The sequence below is a fragment of the Acaryochloris thomasi RCC1774 genome, from assembly GCF_003231495.1.
Taxonomy (GTDB): domain Bacteria; phylum Cyanobacteriota; class Cyanobacteriia; order Thermosynechococcales; family Thermosynechococcaceae; genus RCC1774.
In genome coordinates this window covers 30,295-51,060 of record NZ_PQWO01000028.1, presented here as the reverse complement: position 1 = coordinate 51,060, position 20,766 = coordinate 30,295, and the positions used below count along the sequence as shown (strand labels likewise).

Below are 20,766 nucleotides of genomic sequence, written 5' to 3'. Positions count from 1 at the left end.
TCTATCTGCTCCCATTGATCATCGCGCAGAGCATATCGTCGGGGCATCTCAAAGCTCCTCACAGTAGAAGAGTCTTTAAGATGAAAGATTAATGTAGATACGTCAAGTTAATTGATGACACGCCCTAATGAGCTGTTGTTCTGTAATATATCTTGACACTACCTTGATCGTTTACTTACTCCAAGTGTCCAAGCTGGTTATGCAACCCTAGTAGGTTCGATAGTCATAATGAGAGCGATTGAAGTTGCCCGACTCCAAAACATCTTAGATCGACTGGAGGTAGGAGAACCCAAAGACTTATTGCTGCGATGGATTGAACGTCAGGTCAAAGCTATGGGTGAGACCCGTTTTCATCAGTGGGTAGAGTGTGATTCATCAGAGGATCTAGGTATGCTATTGCATCGGCGTTTCAATGATGCAATCTTGTCTCATCTGTCAGAGCTTGAAGATCAGTTCATGCGGCAGAACTATATGCCTATTGCCCAGTGCCTGATTCAGGATGGATTTCAGCTTGGTACAGACTTCAGTAGCTATAACGGTAGCCTTATGGTTTCAGAGGAAGCCAGAGAATACTTGCTAGGCGCAACGCCCCCTGAAGGGCTAAAAGAAATTCAGCTCACGTTGCCTGCTCTCTGACAGCTGATGTGAACTTGCTGAAGCTCGGACTTTCGATATCAGATCCGGTGCTCTTCTGGAATCTGTGCGATCGCATCCCTCTGCCTTTGGTCCCGCTCAGCTCTCTGCTTGGCAGCTAGTCTAGCTTGAGCATTCTTGGCCCGCATCCGTTGGGCATCACTTTTGTAGGACTTCTGGATACCTTCGACATTCCGAGGGGCGGGAACGGCGTACTGTTCTTGTTCTTGCATGGATGTCTCAACTGCAGATAATTATTAGGTATCAATCATTACAAATTATCGATGAGAGAACAGTGGTGAAATCACTACGCGGATAGTTCGGTGGGGTTGTTCTTTAATTTTAGAAGTGGTGCTTTTACTGGCGAGATTGTAGGTGCATCCTCATAGCTCTGCAGTCGTTGATGGATCGCGTTTTGGTCAGTCGTCCGTAGGCTCACCTGTCGCTCCTGAGATCCATCATCCGGAGTCAGGAAGTTGTGGGTTCCGATCATGGCGAAGGATCGATCGCAAACCAGGAACTTCTCATGAGTGCCAATCGCCTTCAATCGTAGGTTTGAGTGCTGTCTGGCCAATTGTTGCACCAAGAGTAGTGCGTCATAGTAGATGCTGTCCCTGCACTCGCCTGTCTCCAAATTACGCAGCCGTCCCGCTGATGCCGATCGCAACCTCTCGTTTCAGAGCTGACTGTAGGTGGTGTATGAGCACACTATCGATAGCCGTCTTCTTCAGCCAGGGACACACGAACAGCAGGTGCTGCTCTGCCGTTTGGTGTGCATGGATAAGCTGCTCACGGCTGGCTGTTCTACCGAACCTTAGGTACTATGTCAGCAAACGTTTCGCGGGCTTTCTATCGTCTCAGTACTGATGGCATACTTATAACCAAAGGGATGTAGATTGAGATCTTAGATCGCGATTGCCTCCAAATGCTTAGTCATCCATCAACACTTGAGCAGTCCCTAGACTTAACATAGTTCCGAAAAATGTATGGATAGTGATTAGAAGCTGGTCTCTTGCCTAGAACATGCCACTGAGAACCGATAACTATCGCTGACCATTACTGGCAATCTCAGCTCAGTGACATAGGCTTGAATGTAGAAAGTCAACTCACGAATCAGAATATGGAATCGAGTCACAGTTCCCAGGTCGATGAACTCCTTAAAAGCTATGCCGCTGGAAAACGCGATTTTAGAGAGATTGATTTAAGTCAAGCTGACTTGAGTGGCCTGAATTTAAAGGGTGCAGATCTCAGTTATGCAGACTTCAGTGAAGCCAATCTCAATAGTGCCAATCTGAGGGGAAGCGACTTGAGTTATGCAAACTTAAACGAAGCTGACCTAACCCAGACTGATCTTAGAGGAACTAGCTTACTAGGCACAGATCTTAGAGGTGCAATCCTTGAAGACGCTGAACTTGCTGAGGCTGACTTTGATGACACGACTCACTTCCCGACTGGATTTAACCCAAATAATTAGCATTCAACCTCCTGCAACGACTATTTTTCCAATCATTGCAGGCATCTAACAGAATTTGAACGCGCCTTGACATTTATCGGGGCATCAATACTGTCATAGGAGCTGCAATATAGATCGCCCGCTGTGTGATGGCAGTTGTAATCACTGTAAGTTCTGCGGTTTTGCTGAGGTTGGGCACAGTCTAGAGAAAGAAGGGCTGATCTCTGAGTGCCCAGAGTTGCGATGGTCTCCGACCGGCCTTAGACCATTGCTCCTGGGAGTGGAGTTGCGATCAGGGTGTGTTTTGTAGTTTGGGTGAGAGAGGGTATGAAGTGTGGGGGAGGGTATGAAGTGTGGGGAGCGATTGTCTCAGCTTAGGGTTCTCCCTTTCTCAGTTTTCTCAGCAAGCTCGACCGAACCCCTCAGCAAGTTTGTCATGCGCGTATCGAAAGGGATCATCTGGTTCTCAGACAACCCTCGTAGATTGAAGTCATCGAGGTTGGAGAACCAAATAATGAACAACAAAAACCGTCTAATCAATACCACTCTTGTCGGACTCGTCGTGATGACCCTTGGCTTAACGACAGGTCGCACAGCCGAAGCGAAGACACTTGACCATTCCATTGAAAGCCAGTCAGAGACGCAACTGGTGGCCCTTAAGTTCAAGAAATTCAAGAAAGGTCATCACGGTCACAAGAAATTCAAGAAAGTGAAGAAAGGCCACCATGGTCATGACAAATTCCACGGCAAGAAGAAGTTCATCGGCCACAAGAAATTCCACAACGTTCACCGTTTCCGTTAGTCCCCTGACAGCACGTAGATAGATACTTCCTAACTCCACAATAGTGCTGGCAGAAATAAGATAGATGCGCTGCTCTGCAGTCAGAGCTGAACGATATCGTTCAGCTCTGATTAATCGCATGGTTGTTTGACTATCCTACAAACCGAGTTCTCTCTAACCCTATTTCCCGCTGCTGGATGCCAATGCTAACAGAAGCGGGATTTTTCTAAACCTATCTAGTATTCACGCGAAATCTGTCATGCAGCCTATTAACCCCCTGCTTCATCAATTAATGGTGGCGAAAGACTCTGGTCATCTCGCTGGCTCAGATTTTTCTAAGACGGCCCTGAGAGAGACATTCCAAATTACGAATCCTGCTCTCAGTGGAGGCTAAAAATACCCCTCTAGAGTAGGACTTAACGAATCAACTGCACGGGGCATCCTTGCCTTAAGCAGAAAGAATCGTTAGCTCACCTACAAATGTTAAAACTATGATCTCTTCCCCAAGCCAGATTGGTCAACTTTCTACAATAGACACAGCACTTTCCTCACTTATCAGAAAAGTACAAAGCTGGGTCCGTCATGAAATTATTGATGAAGATCCCTATGATGACGCGGCATTGCTGGAAGAAGCATTACTTGCTGAATTAATGAAATCTGACCCGACTCACATTCAAAATCAAATTGTAGATTCTTATCGTACAGACGAAGAGTATCGGGAGACTTCATCAATTCTGAGGCAGAACCTGCAGACCATAGGCTTTCTATAGACCAATAGAAAGGATCAGTACTTTTGGATATGAAATGCTCTTGCTGCCACTTTATACCCTATTTGAACGAACTAATACAGGAGGGTAAGCTGGTCGGAGACCATCGCTGGTGAGTGCTGCTGACGCTACTTGAACGGTTTAGCAGGGTTCGTGAATCGAGTGAAGAGAGGCGGGAGAGACTCTCAAGATTTCAGCCACTGCTGATCTCACCCAGTTTTTGCGACACTCCCTTTAGTTGTACTCTCCAGGAGTATCTATTTTTGTAACAGTAACCCTGCCAACTTTCATACCTGACATTCTCAATAGTTCATCACCTGAAAATTCAAAACCAAGCTTTAGTGCTATTCGCGCAACATCATCTGCAGTTGATGCTGCTTGCACCTCATTGTTAAGTGCAGGTTCAGACTGCATTTTCTTTAAAAATGCTTCGAGTTGATCTATAGCCATATCCTAAACTCTTATTCTCGCTGGCTGGTCTATGAAACAGGGAAACCTTTACAAGCTTCAAGTAAATTCTACAGCAATTGTCATTATGGAATCGATCATCGCTAAAGGCTGGCAGCAGGAGGACCGATGGACCAGAGCCAAGGGTTTCACTGGCAACGTTGAACCCTGCCATTGCCATGTATAGGTTGACACAGTGCTCTCTAAATTAGCGTGGGATAGATAGCGTCTCAAGCTCCATCAGTCGTAAGCCTGATCCTCATTGTCTTTTATATCTGTACCTTGACTCTGAGTTCGCCAGCACCTCATCGCTCGGCCTCCTCTCCCAACACCCCAAACTTAGGGGACCACCAAGCCCCTTTAGATTGAAAGTAAACCACATCTTTGTGCTTTCGATCCTCCCTAGTAGCGGCACTTGAACAGCGCAGCAATGACTTTTGCTGTCCATCCTTCGTATAAAAGTATTCCTCTAGCTTTAGGTCACAGGCTGGGCAAACATACTCGGTTAATTTCGGTGCTTTCAGTCCCTCTCCGGTTCCACTGCCTCCCGGTTGCTGCCAAGCTTTATTCCGGCTACTCCAGAACATTACTAATTCCTTACCCGGTTCGGTCTCACATCCCTGCTGACACTTCAGGAAAAATCCCTTCTTCACCTTCTTGCTCTTCGTTGGCACTTTTGACAACGCCTGATTACAAAGCGGACACTTTGTCCGTGACTTCTGCAGCTTCCTTTCCGGGTATTGTCCTGGTTTTGGTGCAGGTAGAGTACTCACAGCCTTACCTAAAGCTGGCTCAAAATAGCTCTGATTCCAACTGATCAGATACTGCTGCCAGTCCTGCTTCCCCTCCGAGATTAAATCAAGCTGCCCCTCCATCTGTGCCGTGAACTTAGCTTCGAGCAATTCCGGGAGCGCCTTCCCCATAAACTCATCCACCTCTAGCCCCATCATCGTCGGCTGCAGCTGCTTCTTCAACACCTCCACATACTGACGCAGCTTGAGGGTCTTAATCGTGGTGGCATAGGTAGAAGGACGACCAATCCCTTTCTTTTCCATGATTTGTACCAGCTTTGGTTCCGTAAAGCGGGACGGTGGCTGCGTTTGCTTCTGCTCATGACCCACCTGCTGAACCCGCAGCTGTTGACCATCCTGGAGAACAGGGAGTTGCTTGTCTGCACTAATGTCTTGCCAATATTTGCTGTAGCCCTTGAACTCCACCACCTGCCCTTTGGCTTGCCATTGGATTGGACCGGAACGGATCAAGACTTTCGTTTTCCGAATCTGAGCCGGTTTACATTGCGACGAGATCGCCCGCATCCAAATGAGAACGTACAGCTTAAATTCATCTTCAGGCAGCTCTTGCTTTAGGCCCTCAGAACTTTTGGTCAGCTCAGTCGGTCGAATTGCTTCATGGGCTTCTTGAGCACCCTTCTTACTTCGTTGTTTTGCCACCTTCTGTGGGACATTCTTCGAGTCATTCGCCTGCAGCCAACTGCGGGCCGCTTGGCAAAAATCAGGACTGAGCTGCACTGAATCAGTTCGCATGTAAGTAATCAGACCCTTCTCATAGAGCTTTTGCGCCACTTCCATCGTCCGCTCAGGGCTGAATTTCTGACGTGACCCTGCCGCCTGCTGCAGGCTAGAGGTAATAAACGGAGCTGGGGGTTGCTTGGGGCTGAGCTTTCCCTCTATCCGTTCAATGGTGTGACTCTCTGCCTGAGCTATACCTACCAAGCGTTCTGCTTCGGCCTCACTTAAAACTCGGGTTGATTCTGGAGAGGCGACTGAGGCACCCGCATCATCAATACTGGATTGTTCTGGATGTGAGGGTGAACTAGATCCGTGATAAAAGGCTCGAAAGCCTTCCTGGTAGTCCACAAAGACAGACCAGTAATCTTGGGAAGTAAAAGCTTGGATTTCTCTCTCTCGCTGGCAGATGAGATGAAGGGTGGCAGATTGGACCCGGCCCACGCTTTTTGCGCCATTATTCAAGCTCCATACCAGGGGTGAGCCACGATAGCCAACCAATTTGTCCAGGCAGTCGCGACATCGGCCCGCATCGACAAGAGCTTGATTGAGCGGTCTGGGATTGGAAACTGCCGCTTTGACCGCCCGATCTGTGATTTCGGTATAGACGACGCGTTGAGCCTTTTTGAGGTGCAATGCATCCTGGAGATGCCAAGCGATTGTTTCCCCTTCGCGGTCGGGGTCAGTGGCCAGAAAGACTTGCTTAGCTTTTTTGGTCGCAGCCCGTAGGTCAGAGATCGTCTGTTTTGCTTGAGGGCTACGGGGAATATAGCGACAGTCAATTTGATGAAGTCCAAGATCAAAGCCGAGGGAGTCTTTTCCATCGTTTGCTAGTTCACGGATGTGACCCACGCTGGCCTTCACTATCCAGTCACTGCCGAGGATACCCTTGAGCTTTTTAATTTTGCCGGGGGATTCAACAATCAGTAGTTTCATGACCATTAGCTTTGTCTAGGATCAATTCCCACATCAATCAATAGTATTTGGCTTTTGCCATAGCCTGAAGCAGCATTCAATGGCCTTGATGCTTTCATCAAATGTATTGGGTTGATATGTATTCCTCCAAATTGAACCGAAGTGATGACTATCAATGTCAGACGTGACCCACATCATCAGGTGCGCTAAGCCATTCACTTAACTTAGAGAGTGTAAAGACAGGGGCGTTGTTTGAGCTGTAGATCATCAAACAACATATTTATGAGAACTAACATCATGAAAAAACTATCAATACTAATTAAGCCACTTCTGGCCACAACTGCTATCGCCTTGATGTGTGGTCCCGCTCTAGCCGCGACCTGGGCTGCCCGACATGGCATGACCTCAGCACAGTATCAACAACGGTTCGACCAGTATGTCAGTCAAGGTTATCGCTTATCAGATGTCAGCGGCTACAGCATCAATGGTAAACCTAAATATGCAGCCATCTGGTCCCAAGGTCGTTCAGTCCCCTGGGTTGCACGGCACGGGATGACCTCCGCCCAGTACCAACAGAAGTTTGACCAATATGTAGGTCAAGGCTATCAGCTCGTAGATGTCAGTGGGTACGAATCCAACGGCCAAGCACTCTATGCAGCCCTCTGGCAAAAACGAGGAGGTACAACACCCTGGCAAGCCCGCCACGGAATGAGCGTCTCCCAATACCAACAAACCTTTAATGACTTAGTGGGCAAGGGATATCGCTTGACCCACGTCAGTGCTTATAACGTAGGCGGCAAAGCCCGATTTGCCGCAATCTGGCGTAAGGGTGGCAATGTTCAATGGCAAGCTCGTCATGGAATGACCTCCTCTCAGTATCAGGCTAAATTCGACAGCCTTGTCTCTCAGGGTTATCGGCTAAGCACCGTCAGTGGCTATGAGGTCAACGGCATAGCCAAATATGCCGCACTGTGGGTCAAAGGAGGCTCATCTCCTTGGCAAGCTCGTCATGGCCTTAGTTCAGCTCAGTATCAGCTGACCTTTAATCAATTGACCTCCCAAGGATATCGGCTGACCCACGTGAGTGGCTATGAGGTCAATGGCCAAGCAAAATATGCCGCAATCTGGCGAAAAAACTAGACATCCTGGCAGTTCATTACTGGGTGTTCAGAATTACCTCGGCTTTCAACATATCGAAGCCGGGGTAGTCACTTTGGTTCTGTTGCAGGGATCGGAGCTGAAGATGGTAGGTTGAGACCTTTGCAACTTCGAGCTTTTAGTTATGCCTCTTGATAGCCCTTTCAAAGATCAACAATATCCGCTGTGCATTATTCTGTGGGCTGTGCGCTGGTATCTTCGTTATCGACAAAGGGCTTCACCTTCTGTCTCAGTTCAGGCTTGATGGCTTTTGCTAATCCCACCCACGGGTTACGTCCGGCCAATAATCCGGCCTCAATCGCCCATTTCCGCATGATTGAAGTAGCCAGACCCTCGCCCTAGCAATGTGAGTGGTCACCCGCTCCCGTTGGATAGAAACAAAGTCTTTCGCCTTGCCTTCATTTACTGCATGAGCAGGAACATCAAGCCACTTCTGCAAAGCTGCCACCACGGGCTGATATCGGGTTTCTATCGACCGAATAGAAACCCCCAAGTTTCGTTCTTTATGGTCAGCGAACTGGCTGAATAGGCTTGAGCAAGATAGCCTGTTTGGCCTATTGCCTGGGGTCTGTACTTGTTCTTGCTGGGGTCAAACTGCCCACAACAGATATCATCATCAATCTGACGGGCGATGCTTTTTGCATAGGCTCGATTAGAGCGGGTATCCTCTAGCCCCAAGCTAATACTGTGGCGCTTCCCGATGTGGGTCCACCTTAACCGCAACATGCCGCGATCATTAATCACTGATATTTTCTTCCTCACGGGCTAACCTTCCGGCCACTTAGTTTACTTAGCCAGCCCTAACGTCCCTAAAGTCTGTGGATATATTCACAAAAAAAGAGGTCTCAAGGACTGACATAAAAGTCCCTAAGCCTCACCAGTGATAAGTTATTTAGCCAATCGGAGCGGCGGGATTTGAACCCACGACCCCCACTACCCCAAAGTGGTGCGCTACCAAGCTGCGCTACGCCCCGCGATCGCTTATCAAGCGTAGCATAAGGCATTACATTTTTGTCTTTGCTTCCTGCAGATAACTTTGATAGCGAGTCTGCATTATTGAGAGCGGCATTTCTTTCCCTGAGGCCGTATCTAGCCAGTACTGCACTAAGGTTTGACCAAAAGCCCAAGCATCCTGAGTGGGTGATGAGGATCTTTCAAGTACCAGGGGCCACAGCTGTAGCAAGTCAAAGGTTTGTTCTGCTGTACTTAGCAAAGCGTAAAGTTCCCAGGCTATCTGGAGCTTGCCCATTACAACTGGAGACTGCTCAATGGGTAGGTTTGTTGCTAAGACCGTGGCGAGCGCTGGAGTCCCGGACATCATGGTTGAAATAAAGCCCAGGATCGGACTTTTTAGCAATGCTGCGAGCCCTTGGGTCGTACTCATCTGAAAGGCGTACCGGTCGATGATTTTAGCCGCAGCCTGGATCCGGGTGTCTTGATCTGTGAGAAATCTGGCTAATCGGCCCTGCTGTGCCGAGGGGAGGGCTTCAACTAAGGCTTGAGATAGCATTGTCTTGCCCCACATTGAGCGATCGGGGGCATCCGCTACCAGCGGCAATATCGTGGAGCTGTAGTCTGCTAACATTTCCTGGCGATAGGCTATTGCATCTCGAATCGCGCGTTCTTTAGGTTTTTCCCCCTGCTGCCAATCATAGGGAGGTTGCCATTCACGAATGGGGCGTAGGCGGTCTACCTGGGTGACCACAACAATAATAGGGAGACCATCCGCTTGCACTTGACTCAGGAAGTCACGATCCATTTTTAGGGCTGGGTCAGGGGCTGGAGTTAACAGCAGCAGGATGTCTGCTTCTGTGGCTTTCTCTAGAATGTGCGATCGCAAATCTTCTCGACCTGCCTGCTCATATCCTGGTGCATCCCAGAGCGTCAGTGCGTCACCCTCCGGCGTCGCAAAAGCGTAGGATTGGAGGCGATCGGTGCTGGGTAATACATCTACTGCCGCTAACTCTTTTGCGAATAGCGTATTAATTAAGCTACTTTTTCCGGCTCCCGTGCGCCCCACCAAAAGTACGTTGAGAGGCGATCGTTCTAGACTGTCAACCGACTCAGATTCTTCAAAGAGCGACCGCAGGGTTTGCGTCTTTTCTGGAGCCACCTCTTCTACCACCATTGGTTGAGGTGCTTGACCGCTGTAAAGAGCGATGGCCCGCTCTCCTAAAGCCTTAAGCGTTGTTTCACGCAGTAATTGACCTAAGTTGCCCAGTAACTGTTGGTTGGCCTGTTCTCGATAGGGTTGGGTGGCTGTTCGGGCCGCCGCTGCTGCTGGATTAAATAACCAGCGAGACCAGTTGAAAACCTTAAGTGCCTTGCGGGCGGCAGGCTCTAGCCGTCGATAGGTTTCGTACGTCTCATAAGCTTGACCGATTGAAACCTGTCCTAAGGTAGGCGCAAGCTTCTGCATCCATAGATCTACATCATCGACGGTGCCTCGCAGCAGCCCATAGGCCTGCGGCACGTAGATATTCAGCAGAGGGCGCTTAACCTCTGGATAGTAGATTTGGGCCACTCCCGAGACTAAGTCTTGGCAGCGTCCAAAAAACGTTGCCCAATCTTCCCAAGGCAAGATGTCATCGCGGGCTGCCGTCAACACACGCTGAACCTCCAGCTCGGCCTTGGCTTTCAGATTTGCTTGTGACTCGCTCTGGTGATCTGCCGTCGTGAAATTAGAGAAGTCAGCGGTCTCGAACTGGGGAATTTGCAGCCACCGCGCCAGCAGCCATCGCCAGACCAACAGAACAAGAACGACAACAGCCCAGATCCAGCTCAGGTGCCAGCGGTGAATCTGTAAGCCCGCTGCTACCGCCAGGAATCCAATCACCAGCGCCAAAGGCAAAATTAGCGCAACCCACTGCCAAACTCTGAGACGAATCACCTGTTTGCAGCCCCTAACTTAACAACTTGCCGCGAAGGCCATTATTCCTCGTCAGGCGTGATGGTGGCAACGACCACCAGATCCTGCATATCGAAGGGCGATTCCTGATCTTCAAGGGGTTTACTGCTGTCGAAATCGACACCCAGCTCAAACAAGAAGATGAGCTGGTTAGCAGCCAGCGAAATCTTCCGAGTATCGGGATCAAGATAAGGCTGTCTCGTTCTAGGATTCTCAGCTGTCAGAAAGCTTGCTATTCCGTTTTGCTCTAGATATGTCTCAAACGCAGGCACGCTTTCACCGTCTCGTAGGGTGATCACCTGTCTTTGTTGATCTGCCTCTGAGCTAACTGTAGTATCTCGAATGCAGGTTGTGTTTCTAACCTGCACTGAAAAGGCCAACGTTGTATTTGGCTCCACTGTCTCTACCAAGTCGCCGCCGGGATCTGGCAGCGACATACTTGATGAGCCAGACGCTGAATTTGAACTCAATAGAACCGTACCTGAAACGCCGTCGTTGACATCGTTACCGTTGCTGCACTGAAGAGCGCCTCCCAGGTTAGAAATGGTCACTCTGGATCGACGATTACTTAAGACCCCCGATACTGTTCCCCCGCCTCCAATAATATTGAGGGGCGGTTGTGTGCGGGCAAACACTTTTGTCTCTAAGGCATAGGCTTCAGGATTGTCTAAAACCTTTTTAAGTTGACCCTTATGAAAAATGCTAGCCACTTTTCCCGTGGGACTCACGCACGAATAGAACCCCGTTGCATTTGTTGATGGATTAGCGGTCCAGCGGATAGGCGGTGAAGTGGTTGTGTCCATTGGACAATCGGGCGTTGAAGTTTCCTCTGAGATCAGATCAATTAAAGGCTCATATTGCCATGCATTAGGTGAGATCGTATCGTCGTAGCTACCGTCAGAGTTGAAATTGGGTCCCCAACGATAAATGACTTGAGGTCCACGCCACATGCCCTCGGCACCAGCGAGGTAATAGATGATTCGTTGATTGACACCCGGAATCTTGAGGGTCAAGACAGGAACTTTGTCAGTGGCATCGAATGCAGGCGCATCAGGCAAGCCCTGGTTTGCGTCAGGTTCGATGCGTTCTGCCTGCCTGACCTCGGTAGCAATGAAGTCAAGGGAACGGTTTAGCTCAATCCGCCGTTCGTTTTGGGTGCCACTGTCAGAGCTTGAACTCAGCATAGAAGCAAGCCCCACACCGCTGACGCCGACAACTGTCGTGGTTAAGGCTCCCGCAACCAAAAGTTCAGTGAGAGTAAACCCGTTGTTTACTTGCGAAAATAGGGGGGAGACAGCCTTAAACAATGGAAATGTCTTTAATGAACTCAGCATAGCCATTAGCGCAAAATCTAAACTAATCAACCCCCATTACTCATCTCCGCAGCCCTGTTTAGCAGGGAATATCGACAGAGAGATTCCTAATTCAACCTAGGGATAAAGCTCGTCTATCATCGAACACGATGCGCCCATACTAGATTTAATATTCTCTATTTGAAGTCAATCATAGCGGACTCTCTTCGCCTACTGCAGGACTTCCTGCTGAGATAGGCAGCGACAGGCTGGACCACACTAGGCTAAGGTAGTGGGTAGTAGGTGCCTACACGGCTTTTGGAGGATAGGCTCACGTGCAGTGTCCATTCTGTCAGCATACAGATAGCCGAGTCTTGGAATCTCGCTCCGCTGAGTCGGGTCACAGTGTTCGCCGACGGCGAGAGTGTCTGCAGTGCGATCGCAGGTTCACCACCTATGAGCGAATTGAATTTGTTCCCATTACCGTCATTAAGCGAGACGGACAGCGCGAGTCCTTTGATCGTTCTAAGCTGCTGCGGGGCGTTGTAACCGCCTGCGAGAAAACGGGCATCACCGCGACCCGGATTGAAGCCTTGGTTGATGATATTGAAGCTGAGCTGCAGCAACGCTCTGTCCGGGATGTCACCAGTACTGAAATTGGGGAAGCCGTCCTCAAAAGCTTGAAAGCACTGAGCGAAGTTGCCTACGTGCGATTTGCTTCTGTTTATCGACAGTTTCAAGGTATTTATGACTTTATTGAAGAACTCAATCAGCTTCAAGATCCTGCGCCTGCAGCTGCAAAGGCTTCCGCTCCAGAACCCTTCGCTTTTATCACTCACCCTTAGAAGATCAGTTGGCCTGTGTCAAACGTGCTTTAGCCGACCCATTTAGAAAAATGAACCTCAAAAAAGCGTAGACTCTGGTGAACGCCACCCCGAGGTTATTTAGCGAAGAAGCTCTGCGGCGTAAGTCGTCACTTTTCATGATCTTAGAAGCCCTAAGATGCGCTAAAATAGTAGACTTAGCGCAACAGTGTAGCTAGAAATTCATCTAGATTCATCTGACTGCCCTTAATTACGCTCCTAACATTCAGGTTCACACCTACTCTATGGGGAGGCGTCACCACTACGGAGAAAACAACTAGGAAACTTTAGCATGGTCAATCAGCAAACCTCAGCACCAGATGTGGGTTTTACTCACGAAGATTTTGCGGCTCTACTCGATCAATATGATTACCACTTCAATACTGGGGATGTGGTCCCTGGTACGGTATTCAGCCTAGAGCCAAGGGGTGCTCTGATTGATATTGGCGCCAAGACGGCGGCCTATATCCCGATTCAAGAGATGTCAATTAACCGGATTGAAAACCCGGAAGAGGTGCTTCAGTCTCTAGAAATGCGGGAGTTTTTCATTCTAGCTGATGAGAATGAAGACGGTCAGCTGACGCTCTCCATTCGACGTATTGAATATATGCGCGCCTGGGAGCGGGTTCGCCAACTGCAGGAAGAGGATGCCACGGTTCGTTCGGCTGTGTTTGCCACAAATCGAGGGGGAGCCTTGGTGCGAATTGAAGGGCTGCGCGGTTTTATTCCGGGTTCTCATATCAGCACCCGGTCGGCTAAGGAAGAGCTGATTGGCGAAGATTTACCCCTTAAGTTCTTAGAGGTTGACGAAGAGCGCAATCGTCTGGTTCTCAGTCATCGTCGTGCTTTGGTTGAGCGCAAGATGAATCGCCTTGAAGTGGGCGAAGTTGTGGTCGGAACCGTGCGCGGCATTAAGCCCTACGGTGCCTTCATTGACATCGGTGGCGTTAGTGGCCTGCTGCACATTTCAGAGATTTCTCACGATCATATTGATACGCCCCACAGCGTCTTTGGTGTGAACGATCAGCTCAAGGTGATGATCATTGACCTTGACGCTGAGCGCGGTCGTATCTCGCTGTCAACCAAGCAGCTAGAACCTGAGCCTGGTGATATGGTCAAGAATCCTCAGATTGTCTTTGATAAGGCTGAGGAAATGGCGGCTAAGTACCGAGAAGAAGTGCTAGCGAAGCGTCAGCAGGCTGAGCAGCCTCAGGAAGCCGATGTTGAAGAAGAGGCGACTGCAGCCGTCTAGCTTTACTAGGCTCAGGTTGGCTGTGGTTCAACAGCGCCCACGATTAGCGATTGCCCTTGGGGATCCGGCAGGTATTGGTCCTGAGGTGATTCTCAAGGCGCTAGCTCACGGCTCGCTGGACTGTGGCGTTACGATATTTGGTCATAGAAGTCTTTTAACGGACTGCTATCAGCAGCTCATTGATCAAGGCGCTCAGGATTGTATTGATCCTGAGCGCTTGATGATCGTTGATGTTGGAGAGTCGATCTCGGCTCATTGGGGGCAGCCTACTGTGGAGACGGGGGCTGCTAGCTTCTGTTATGCGAAGACTGCGATTGAGCGGACTTTGGCCGGTGAGTTTGATGCCGTCGTCACGGGGCCGATCGCCAAATCTGTCTGGAAGCAGGCGGGGCATCACTATGCGGGTCAGACGGAATTGCTGGCGGAATGTGCGAGGGTTGAGCGCTTTGGCATGATGTTTGTGGCTCGATCTCCCCATACTCAGTGGCAGTTGCGGGCTTTGCTGGCGACCACTCATATTCCCTTGGCTGAGGTGCCTCGGCAGTTAACTCCCGGCCTGCTGTCGCTGAAGCTCGATCTATTACTTAATTGTCTGAAGGATAATTTTGGACTGACGGCTCCGCGAATTGCGATCGCAGGTCTTAATCCCCACAGCGGCGAACAGGGACAGCTAGGACGCGAAGAAATCGATTGGATCATTCCTTGGCTAGAGGAGATGCGATCGCAACATCCTCAAATCACTTTAGACGGACCTATCCCGCCGGATACGATGTGGGTTAAACCAGGACAGGCTTGGTATGGTCCCGGCATAGACGCACCCCATGATGCCTATTTGGCGCTTTATCACGATCAGGGCTTAATTCCCGTGAAGCTGATGGCCTTCGATCGAGCTGTTAACACGACCATTGGTCTCCCGTTTGTGAGAACCTCTCCCGATCACGGCACTGCTTTTGACATCGCAGGTCAAGGAATTGCAGATGCAACGAGTATGCGGGCTGCAATCGAGTTAGCGATCGAACTGACGGCCCATAGACAGAATTGACCTTGATTCTGTGGGTCAATATTTTCGACACCGTTTTAGATCTCTCTATGGGTGAGCAAACTAAAAAGCACCGACAACTCAACTTTGGACGGTATACAAATAGCGGCATCTATTGCGAGTCGTTCATTGATTCCTTGTCAAGCTAAGATAAAGCTATCCATCCCCATCACAACGATGCAAGACGCCAATAACCACGTTCAAAATCCGCTGGCTAAACTAATCAGCTACTCCCAAGCCAACGCTGCAGGCATCGCAGTACTGTTAGCCGTCCTTGGTGGTGCATGGGGGATACTGGCTAGCACGTTCAGTTTTGCTGTTGAGCGCACTGTTGACCCACGGTTTGAGGCATTAGAGCAGCAACTCAATGAGAATCATCTTGAGTTGAAGTCGACGTTAGCTGGGATAAGTAATCGTCTGGAAGCACTAGAGAAAAAGCCTTAATTGCACTGACAACTTAGCTGATATGGCACCGCTTTCAAGCCTATGCCATGCTTAGGTCAGGAGCATTGCCCTTAACCAACACCGCTTTTCAGCCGAGATTATGTCTTATGGCATCTGGCTATACTGCGCTTTCCCTCTTGGCTTCAGAGACACTCAGAAAATGATGTTGTATCGGGGCGTTGAGGTGACCTATGAGGCCATCTGAAATTTGAAAGCTGGCGAGGGCTATCAAGTCTGAGTGCTGCTGCCTAATTCACCCACTGAAGTTTTACAACCAAAAGTAGTGCCTACATTTTGAAGGCTGATTTTTCGGTGTCAATTCCTCGTCAATTCCTCTGGAATACCTGACCGTTTTTTGTTGTGGGTAGAGAGAGATAGCCGATGGTGCGATCGCACCTTAGACAAGATATCAGCAAGATAACCACACTGTTCACCGGTCAGCACTAACTCAGTAATATTACGGATTTAAATGGGTATCCTCAAGATAACCCTCCAAGTTAGTGCGTACAGAACCAGCGAATCCCCTGTTAGACGTTTAAAGACAACAAAAATAGGCTCCTGAGATAGGTCACGTCTCAGGAGGCTGCCCAAAAAGAAAAAATTGCTGTAGCTCAACGGAGACTAACGTTGCTTATGCCTCTCCAATATTAATTAAGTAAATGAAAATTTTCTGCCGGATAATTATCAAGACCACTTTGAGAAAAAAGATTTCAGCGATGTGTTAAATCGCTAAAACCTATACACTAATTTCTTTTCAATCAAACTATCTTGTTCAACGTGACTCCTCGTATATGAAATAGGGTCCTACGTTCTAAGATCCTCATGAACTTTCCATAAAACTGCGATACTCTTCATCAGCAATGTTGGGGCAATTGAGATTCATAAGACTGATAACGCAAGCTGCAAAATTCTTCTAGAAGATCTCTCAGATCACTTAGTCATAGTGCCGCGTCATGCTTTCTCGTACTAGCTCATCCTTGCCTTCAAGCCAGCCAGATTCACCCTCCCTCAATCTCCAAGAGCAATTGGGGATGGATCCACACCCCTTGACGGTGACTGCTATGACCTTGCTTAAGGACGTAGTGGTGAACATGAGTCAATCATCCACTGTCTGTACCTTAGCCTTGGCTTCAGGAGAAGCTACATCAGATCAGCGGCGCAGCTATGCCTTGGTGATGATGGAAGATAAGCTGCTGGGTATTCTCACCGAACGGGATTTAGTGAAGAAGATAGCGGAGGGGGCTTGTTTTGCCGAGATGATGGCTCTGGAGGTGATGAGTACCTCTGTTATCACCCTCAATGCCTCAGAGATCAAGGATGTCTTTACGCCTGTCAACCTGATGCGCCAGTATCGCATTCGGCACTTACCTGTTCTTAATGATCAGGATGAAGTCGTCGGGGTGATTACCTCTGCTCGTCTCCGGCAAGCCTTGCCCGCCTCGGCACTGCTCAAGCGAAGGCAGGTAGCAGAGGTGATGGCCACTCAAATTATCACTGCTGCTCCCAGCACCCCCGTCATCGAAGTGGCTCAGTTGATGGCGATCCATCGGGTGAGCTGCGTGGTAATTCAGATTTCTGAAGCCCATTCTCCCCAGGGCATCATCACTGAATATGACATTGTTCAAATCCAACGACTAGAGCTGAATCTGACGACCCTTCTTGCTGAAACGGCCATGAGTTCGCCGCTGGAGTGCTTACATCCTGAAGATCAGCTTTGGGAAGTCCAGCAGAAAATGCAGCAGCTCCATGTTCGGCGCTTAGTCGTGGTCAATGATCAGGGGATTCTTGCAGGTCTAATCACCCAAACCAGCATCTTATCGGTGCTAGACCCGCAAGAGATGACCTCAACCATTGAGATGCTGCAGCAACAGGTAGAGCAACTCCAAGATGAACGGGTCAAGCTGCTGCAGGAACGCAACTTGAATTTAGAAACACAGGTGCAAACAAGTGAATCATCACTGCTAGTCTGTCAGGAGAAATTTCGAGCCACCTTTGAGCAAGCTGCAGTGGGTATTGCCCATATCAATCTTGATGGATACTTTATCGCCATCAACCAACGTTTTTCCCAAGTCCTAGGCTACTCAGCAGCTGATCTGCTCAATAAACACTTTACAGAATTGACCTTTGAAGAAGATAAAGAAGCTGGCCTCGATGACCTTCAGAAGCTGATTCGAGGAGATATCTCCTCTTTTGCCCAAGAGAAGCGATACTACCGTCAAGACAGCTCCACTTTCTGGGGGAATGTCACCGTCTCTGCCGCAACTCGGCCCTCCGGTGAATCGGATTACCTGATTGTGGTTCTTGAGGATATCAGCAGTAGAAAACAGGCGGAGACAGACCTCCAGCACCTCAATCGTGAATTAGAAGAGAGGGTGTCGCTCAGTACCCTTGCTTTTAAGGCTAGTGAGCAGCGATACCGAATGTTATTTGAGTTTGCCCCTGATTTGCTCTTTGTCCTGAATATGAAAGGGGAGATTCAAACTGTAAATACAGCAGTTATCCAGCGATTGGGGTATACAAAAGCGGAACTCGCAGGGAAATCATTACCGAATTGCTTGGTGACGGGTTCCCCAGAGATGCATGCCAAAGATTTTGAGTCTTTGCTAAAACACGGAACCTCTCGGAAAGAAATGGAGGTACTGTGTCGCAATGGTTCCACCCTCTCGGTAGACTGCGCTTGCTCCATCATTGCTGATACCTTGGGTAAAGCTCCCTACATTCTGGTCATTCAGCGAGATATTAGCGATCTGGTTCAGGCAAAAGCGAAGCTCAAAGCTAGTGAAGAGCTGTTTCGCCTTGCCTTTGAAGAAGCTGCCATTGGTATGGCTTTAGTTGCACCTGACGGACGCTGGCTGCAGGTGAACCAGGCTATTTGTGACCTTGTTGGCTACAGCGCGGCAGAGCTGCTGGATCTAGATTTTCAGACCATTACTTACCCCGACGATTTAGGGACAGATCTTAGCCACGTCACGAAAATGTTGGCTGGAGACATCACGACTTATCAGATGGAGAAGCGATATCTCCATAAGCAAGGCCACATCGTTTGGGTTCTATTGAGTGTTTCATTGGTGCGCGATCATCAGGCTCACCCCCTCTGCTTTATCTCTCAAATTCAAGACATCAGTACCCGAAAAAATCTCGAAATGAGACTGCGTGGCTCAGAACAGCAAATGCGCTCTGTCTTTGAAGCCATGCATGATTTAGTTCTGATCTGTACCATCCAGGACAATACGATTACCGGAATTGATATCGCTCCCACGACGCCAAAAATTGAGGATGATTGTTCTAGCGACTTAGCCAGTCAAACCCTTGAATATCTTTGGGACAGCGCTGAGACAGTACCAGGACAAAAGATACAGCAGGTTATGGCCACTGATACATCGGTTCAATTTGAGTACAAACTCTCTATGTGCGGTCGAGAACGGTGGTATTCAGCCAATATCTCTCCGTTAGCTGGACAGGCTATTCTCTGGGTTGCTCGGGATATCACGGCTCTTAAGCAGGCAGAGAAAGACCTATTTCGAGAGAAAGAACTGGCGCAGGTAACGCTGGAGTCCATTGGTGATGCCGTCATCACCACCGATACCCAGGGAAATATCTACCACTTCAATCCAGTGGCAGAACACCTTACAGGGTGGAAAACGTCGGAGACACAAGGACGCCCCCTCGCTGAGGTCTTTCACCTTGTCCATGAAGAAACGCGGCAGCCTGCCGAGAACCCTATTCAAAAAGCATTGCGGGAAGACCGTGTGGTGGGTCTAGCCAACCACACGGTTCTAGTGGCTCGTAATGGAACTGAATATGCAATTGAGGATTCTGCAGCCCCCATTCAAGACCGAGATGGTCAGGTTATCGGGGCCGTTATGGTTTTTCATGATGTGACTCATTCTCGTAATCTCACCCGTCAGCTCTCATGGCAGGCCAGTCATGATCCATTGACCGGCCTTGCCAATCGTCGCAAATTTGAACAGATCCTCCTCCACGCACTGCAGGTATCTCAAGAAGAGGCACAGCAGCATGTGCTTTGCTTTTTGGACCTTGACCAGTTCAAGGTTATCAATGATACCTGTGGCCACGCAGCGGGTGATGAAGTACTCCGTCAGGTGTCGAAGCTTTTGCAACAGGCCATTCGGGTAACAGATGTTCTAGCTCGCTTAGGAGGAGATGAGTTTGCAATTCTCCTTCATCAATGTCCGTTGGAGCGGGCGACTGAGATTGCGGAAAACCTACGCCAAGCGATTCAATCCTTTAGATTTCAATGGAACAATAAAGCGTTTAGCATTGGAGCAAGCATTGGCCTCGTGACTATAGATCAAGAGAGTGCTGACCTAGAGAGCATTGTGGGGGCTGCTGATGCAGCCTGCTATGCAGCGAAGGCCAAGGGCCGCAATCGCATTCAAGTGTATCAGGATGATGATGCAACCCTCTTACAACAGCGTGGAGAACAGCAGTGGAGCGTACGGATTAAGCAAGCGCTGGAGGATGATCTTTTCTGTTTATATGGTCAGGCAATCGTCCCAACGATAGAGAATTCTGGAAAGCAATACTTCTGTGAAATTTTGCTGCGGATGATTGATGAGCAGAATAGGGTGGTTACGGCAGGGGAGTTTATTCCGGCAGCAGAACGCTACAATCTCATCTTAGAGGTTGATAAATGGGTGATTAGTAAGTTCCTGAACGACTTTTATCCTCGTTTACATATGAGCAAGGAACAGAAGGCACAGCCTACCCAATATATGATTAACCTATCCGGGGCGAGTGTGGGGGATGGGCAATTCCTTCACTTCCTGAAGCAGCAATTGGGGCAACATCCAGAGGCGGCCCAGTGGATTTGCTTTGAAATTACGGAAACGGCGATTATCTCCAACTTGGGCCAAGCCGTTAGCTTTATGAAGGAGATCAAGGAATTGGGCTGTTCGTTTGCGCTCGATGACTTTGGGGCAGGCATGTCATCTTTCGCCTATCTCAAAACATTGCCCGTCGATTATCTCAAGATTGATGGTGGGTTTATGGATGACCTGGCAGATGACCCGGCGACCTATGCGATTGTGGAATCCATCAACCATATTGGGCATGTGATGGGGCTGCAAACGATTGCTGAATTCGTTAGCAGTGTAGAGATTCGAGAAAAACTTCAGAGCATCAGCGTCAATTATGTGCAGGGTTTTGATATTGAACTTCCAAAAGCGTTGGCCGTGTGAGGTGAGGGTCACTGACCAACCCCAAATCGCTGCAATGTGATTTGACGGGATCTCTACCAACTAAAAAGCTGACAACGGTTTAGATCC

18 protein-coding genes, 1 tRNA gene and 1 pseudogene are annotated in these 20,766 nt (G+C 49.0%); 11 read left to right on the top strand and 9 right to left on the bottom strand.

Annotation, left to right across the window (positions count from 1 at the left end):
• The first annotated feature begins 228 nt into the window (after nucleotides 1-228).
• Nucleotides 229-636 carry a hypothetical protein gene (locus C1752_RS24710; RefSeq protein ID WP_110988716.1) on the top strand — a complete coding sequence of 136 codons (408 nt, stop codon included), beginning with the start codon at nucleotides 229-231 and terminating at the stop codon, nucleotides 634-636.
• Nucleotides 637-674: 38 nt separating this feature from the next.
• Here the strand turns inward: C1752_RS24710 and C1752_RS24705 are convergent, their stop codons facing one another.
• Both C1752_RS24705 and C1752_RS24700 read right to left on the bottom strand, forming a co-directional pair.
• Nucleotides 675-866 (bottom strand): hypothetical protein, encoded by a 192-nt coding sequence (locus tag C1752_RS24705; protein WP_110988715.1) that lies wholly within the window; start codon nucleotides 864-866, stop codon nucleotides 675-677.
• 74 nt (nucleotides 867-940) lie between these two features.
• On the bottom strand, nucleotides 941-1,207 hold the full coding sequence (locus tag C1752_RS24700; protein WP_233501875.1) for a phospholipase D-like domain-containing protein: 267 nt from the start codon (nucleotides 1,205-1,207) through the stop codon (nucleotides 941-943).
• A 546-nt stretch (nucleotides 1,208-1,753) separates the two neighbouring features.
• Here C1752_RS24700 and C1752_RS24695 point away from each other — a divergent pair.
• The 3 genes from C1752_RS24695 to C1752_RS24685 all read left to right on the top strand — a co-directional run bounded on the left by C1752_RS24695 (nucleotide 1,754) and on the right by C1752_RS24685 (nucleotide 3,637).
• A complete protein-coding gene (locus C1752_RS24695) occupies nucleotides 1,754-2,107 on the top strand; it encodes an Alr5209 family pentapeptide repeat protein (protein WP_110988713.1) in 354 nt (117 codons plus the stop codon).
• A 493-nt stretch (nucleotides 2,108-2,600) separates the two neighbouring features.
• Complete coding sequence (locus C1752_RS28145) at nucleotides 2,601-2,888, top strand: hypothetical protein (RefSeq protein WP_146242423.1); 288 nt, start codon at nucleotides 2,601-2,603, stop codon at nucleotides 2,886-2,888.
• A 470-nt stretch (nucleotides 2,889-3,358) separates the two neighbouring features.
• Nucleotides 3,359-3,637, top strand: a complete 279-nt coding sequence (locus C1752_RS24685) for a hypothetical protein (protein ID WP_110988711.1) — start codon at nucleotides 3,359-3,361, stop codon at nucleotides 3,635-3,637.
• 231 nt (nucleotides 3,638-3,868) lie between these two features.
• Here C1752_RS24685 and C1752_RS24680 read toward each other — a convergent pair whose 3' ends face one another.
• Together C1752_RS24680 and topA are read right to left on the bottom strand one after the other, a co-directional pair.
• Complete coding sequence (locus C1752_RS24680) at nucleotides 3,869-4,084, bottom strand: Nif11-like leader peptide family natural product precursor (protein ID WP_110988710.1); 216 nt, start codon at nucleotides 4,082-4,084, stop codon at nucleotides 3,869-3,871.
• Nucleotides 4,085-4,386: 302 nt separating this feature from the next.
• Nucleotides 4,387-6,549, bottom strand: coding sequence for a type I DNA topoisomerase (gene topA, locus C1752_RS24670; protein ID WP_110988709.1), 2,163 nt, complete (start codon nucleotides 6,547-6,549; stop codon nucleotides 4,387-4,389).
• A gap of 270 nt (nucleotides 6,550-6,819) precedes the next feature.
• Between topA and C1752_RS24665 the strand changes: the two genes are divergently transcribed.
• Nucleotides 6,820-7,662, top strand: coding sequence for a hypothetical protein (locus tag C1752_RS24665; RefSeq protein WP_110988708.1), 843 nt, complete (start codon nucleotides 6,820-6,822; stop codon nucleotides 7,660-7,662).
• A 188-nt stretch (nucleotides 7,663-7,850) separates the two neighbouring features.
• Here the strand turns inward: C1752_RS24665 and C1752_RS28640 are convergent, their stop codons facing one another.
• From C1752_RS28640 to C1752_RS24645, 5 genes are all read right to left on the bottom strand, one after another.
• Nucleotides 7,851-7,994 carry a hypothetical protein gene (locus tag C1752_RS28640; protein ID WP_158535192.1) on the bottom strand — a complete coding sequence of 48 codons (144 nt, stop codon included), beginning with the start codon at nucleotides 7,992-7,994 and terminating at the stop codon, nucleotides 7,851-7,853.
• Nucleotides 7,995-8,148: 154 nt separating this feature from the next.
• On the bottom strand, nucleotides 8,149-8,442 hold the full coding sequence (locus tag C1752_RS24660) for an Arm DNA-binding domain-containing protein (RefSeq protein WP_146242422.1): 294 nt from the start codon (nucleotides 8,440-8,442) through the stop codon (nucleotides 8,149-8,151).
• Between the two features lie 138 nt (nucleotides 8,443-8,580).
• Nucleotides 8,581-8,654, bottom strand: a tRNA-Pro gene (locus C1752_RS24655).
• 29 nt (nucleotides 8,655-8,683) lie between these two features.
• The gene (locus tag C1752_RS24650; RefSeq protein ID WP_110988706.1) at nucleotides 8,684-10,570 is read right to left on the bottom strand and encodes a GTPase family protein; all 1,887 of its coding nucleotides are present in this window, start codon (nucleotides 10,568-10,570) and stop codon (nucleotides 8,684-8,686) included.
• Between the two features lie 41 nt (nucleotides 10,571-10,611).
• On the bottom strand, nucleotides 10,612-11,922 hold the full coding sequence (locus C1752_RS24645) for a PulJ/GspJ family protein (protein ID WP_146242421.1): 1,311 nt from the start codon (nucleotides 11,920-11,922) through the stop codon (nucleotides 10,612-10,614).
• 293 nt (nucleotides 11,923-12,215) lie between these two features.
• On the opposite strand from C1752_RS24645, the gene nrdR reads away from it, so the two are divergent.
• The 6 genes and pseudogenes from nrdR (at nucleotide 12,216) to C1752_RS24615 (ending at nucleotide 20,679) form a co-directional block, all read left to right on the top strand.
• Nucleotides 12,216-12,725 (top strand): transcriptional regulator NrdR, encoded by a 510-nt coding sequence (nrdR, locus tag C1752_RS24640; protein ID WP_110988704.1) that lies wholly within the window; start codon nucleotides 12,216-12,218, stop codon nucleotides 12,723-12,725.
• A 310-nt stretch (nucleotides 12,726-13,035) separates the two neighbouring features.
• Nucleotides 13,036-13,995 carry a 30S ribosomal protein S1 gene (locus tag C1752_RS24635; RefSeq protein ID WP_110988703.1) on the top strand — a complete coding sequence of 320 codons (960 nt, stop codon included), beginning with the start codon at nucleotides 13,036-13,038 and terminating at the stop codon, nucleotides 13,993-13,995.
• A 22-nt stretch (nucleotides 13,996-14,017) separates the two neighbouring features.
• Nucleotides 14,018-15,037: a 4-hydroxythreonine-4-phosphate dehydrogenase PdxA gene (pdxA, locus tag C1752_RS24630; RefSeq protein WP_233501874.1), complete on the top strand. Its 1,020-nt coding sequence runs from the start codon at nucleotides 14,018-14,020 to the stop codon at nucleotides 15,035-15,037.
• 174 nt (nucleotides 15,038-15,211) lie between these two features.
• Entirely contained in the window at nucleotides 15,212-15,478 is a 267-nt protein-coding gene (locus C1752_RS24625) for a hypothetical protein (RefSeq protein ID WP_158535190.1), read from the top strand.
• A 100-nt stretch (nucleotides 15,479-15,578) separates the two neighbouring features.
• Nucleotides 15,579-15,680 (top strand): annotated as a pseudogene (locus C1752_RS30590) (IS6 family transposase); the annotation flags it as partial.
• An 859-nt stretch (nucleotides 15,681-16,539) separates the two neighbouring features.
• Complete coding sequence (locus C1752_RS24615; protein WP_158535189.1) at nucleotides 16,540-20,679, top strand: PAS domain S-box protein; 4,140 nt, start codon at nucleotides 16,540-16,542, stop codon at nucleotides 20,677-20,679.
• Nucleotides 20,680-20,766 lie beyond the last annotated feature (87 nt).

What these genes read in the sequence shown, in the direction of transcription:
- C1752_RS24710 (WP_110988716.1), top strand. Translation starts at nt 229, where the DNA reads ATGAGAGCGATTGAAGTTGCCCGACTCCAAAACATCTTAGATCGACTG.
- C1752_RS24705 (WP_110988715.1), bottom strand. Translation starts at nt 866, where the DNA reads ATGCAAGAACAAGAACAGTACGCCGTTCCCGCCCCTCGGAATGTCGAA.
- C1752_RS24695 (WP_110988713.1), top strand. Translation starts at nt 1,754, where the DNA reads ATGGAATCGAGTCACAGTTCCCAGGTCGATGAACTCCTTAAAAGCTAT.
- C1752_RS28145 (WP_146242423.1), top strand. Translation starts at nt 2,601, where the DNA reads ATGAACAACAAAAACCGTCTAATCAATACCACTCTTGTCGGACTCGTC.
- C1752_RS24685 (WP_110988711.1), top strand. Translation starts at nt 3,359, where the DNA reads ATGATCTCTTCCCCAAGCCAGATTGGTCAACTTTCTACAATAGACACA.
- C1752_RS24680 (WP_110988710.1), bottom strand. Translation starts at nt 4,084, where the DNA reads ATGGCTATAGATCAACTCGAAGCATTTTTAAAGAAAATGCAGTCTGAA.
- topA (WP_110988709.1), bottom strand. Translation starts at nt 6,549, where the DNA reads ATGGTCATGAAACTACTGATTGTTGAATCCCCCGGCAAAATTAAAAAG.
- C1752_RS24665 (WP_110988708.1), top strand. Translation starts at nt 6,820, where the DNA reads ATGAAAAAACTATCAATACTAATTAAGCCACTTCTGGCCACAACTGCT.
- C1752_RS28640 (WP_158535192.1), bottom strand. Translation starts at nt 7,994, where the DNA reads ATGCGGAAATGGGCGATTGAGGCCGGATTATTGGCCGGACGTAACCCG.
- C1752_RS24645 (WP_146242421.1), bottom strand. Translation starts at nt 11,922, where the DNA reads ATGCTGAGTTCATTAAAGACATTTCCATTGTTTAAGGCTGTCTCCCCC.
- C1752_RS24635 (WP_110988703.1), top strand. Translation starts at nt 13,036, where the DNA reads ATGGTCAATCAGCAAACCTCAGCACCAGATGTGGGTTTTACTCACGAA.
- C1752_RS24625 (WP_158535190.1), top strand. Translation starts at nt 15,212, where the DNA reads ATGCAAGACGCCAATAACCACGTTCAAAATCCGCTGGCTAAACTAATC.
- C1752_RS24615 (WP_158535189.1), top strand. Translation starts at nt 16,540, where the DNA reads ATGACCTTGCTTAAGGACGTAGTGGTGAACATGAGTCAATCATCCACT.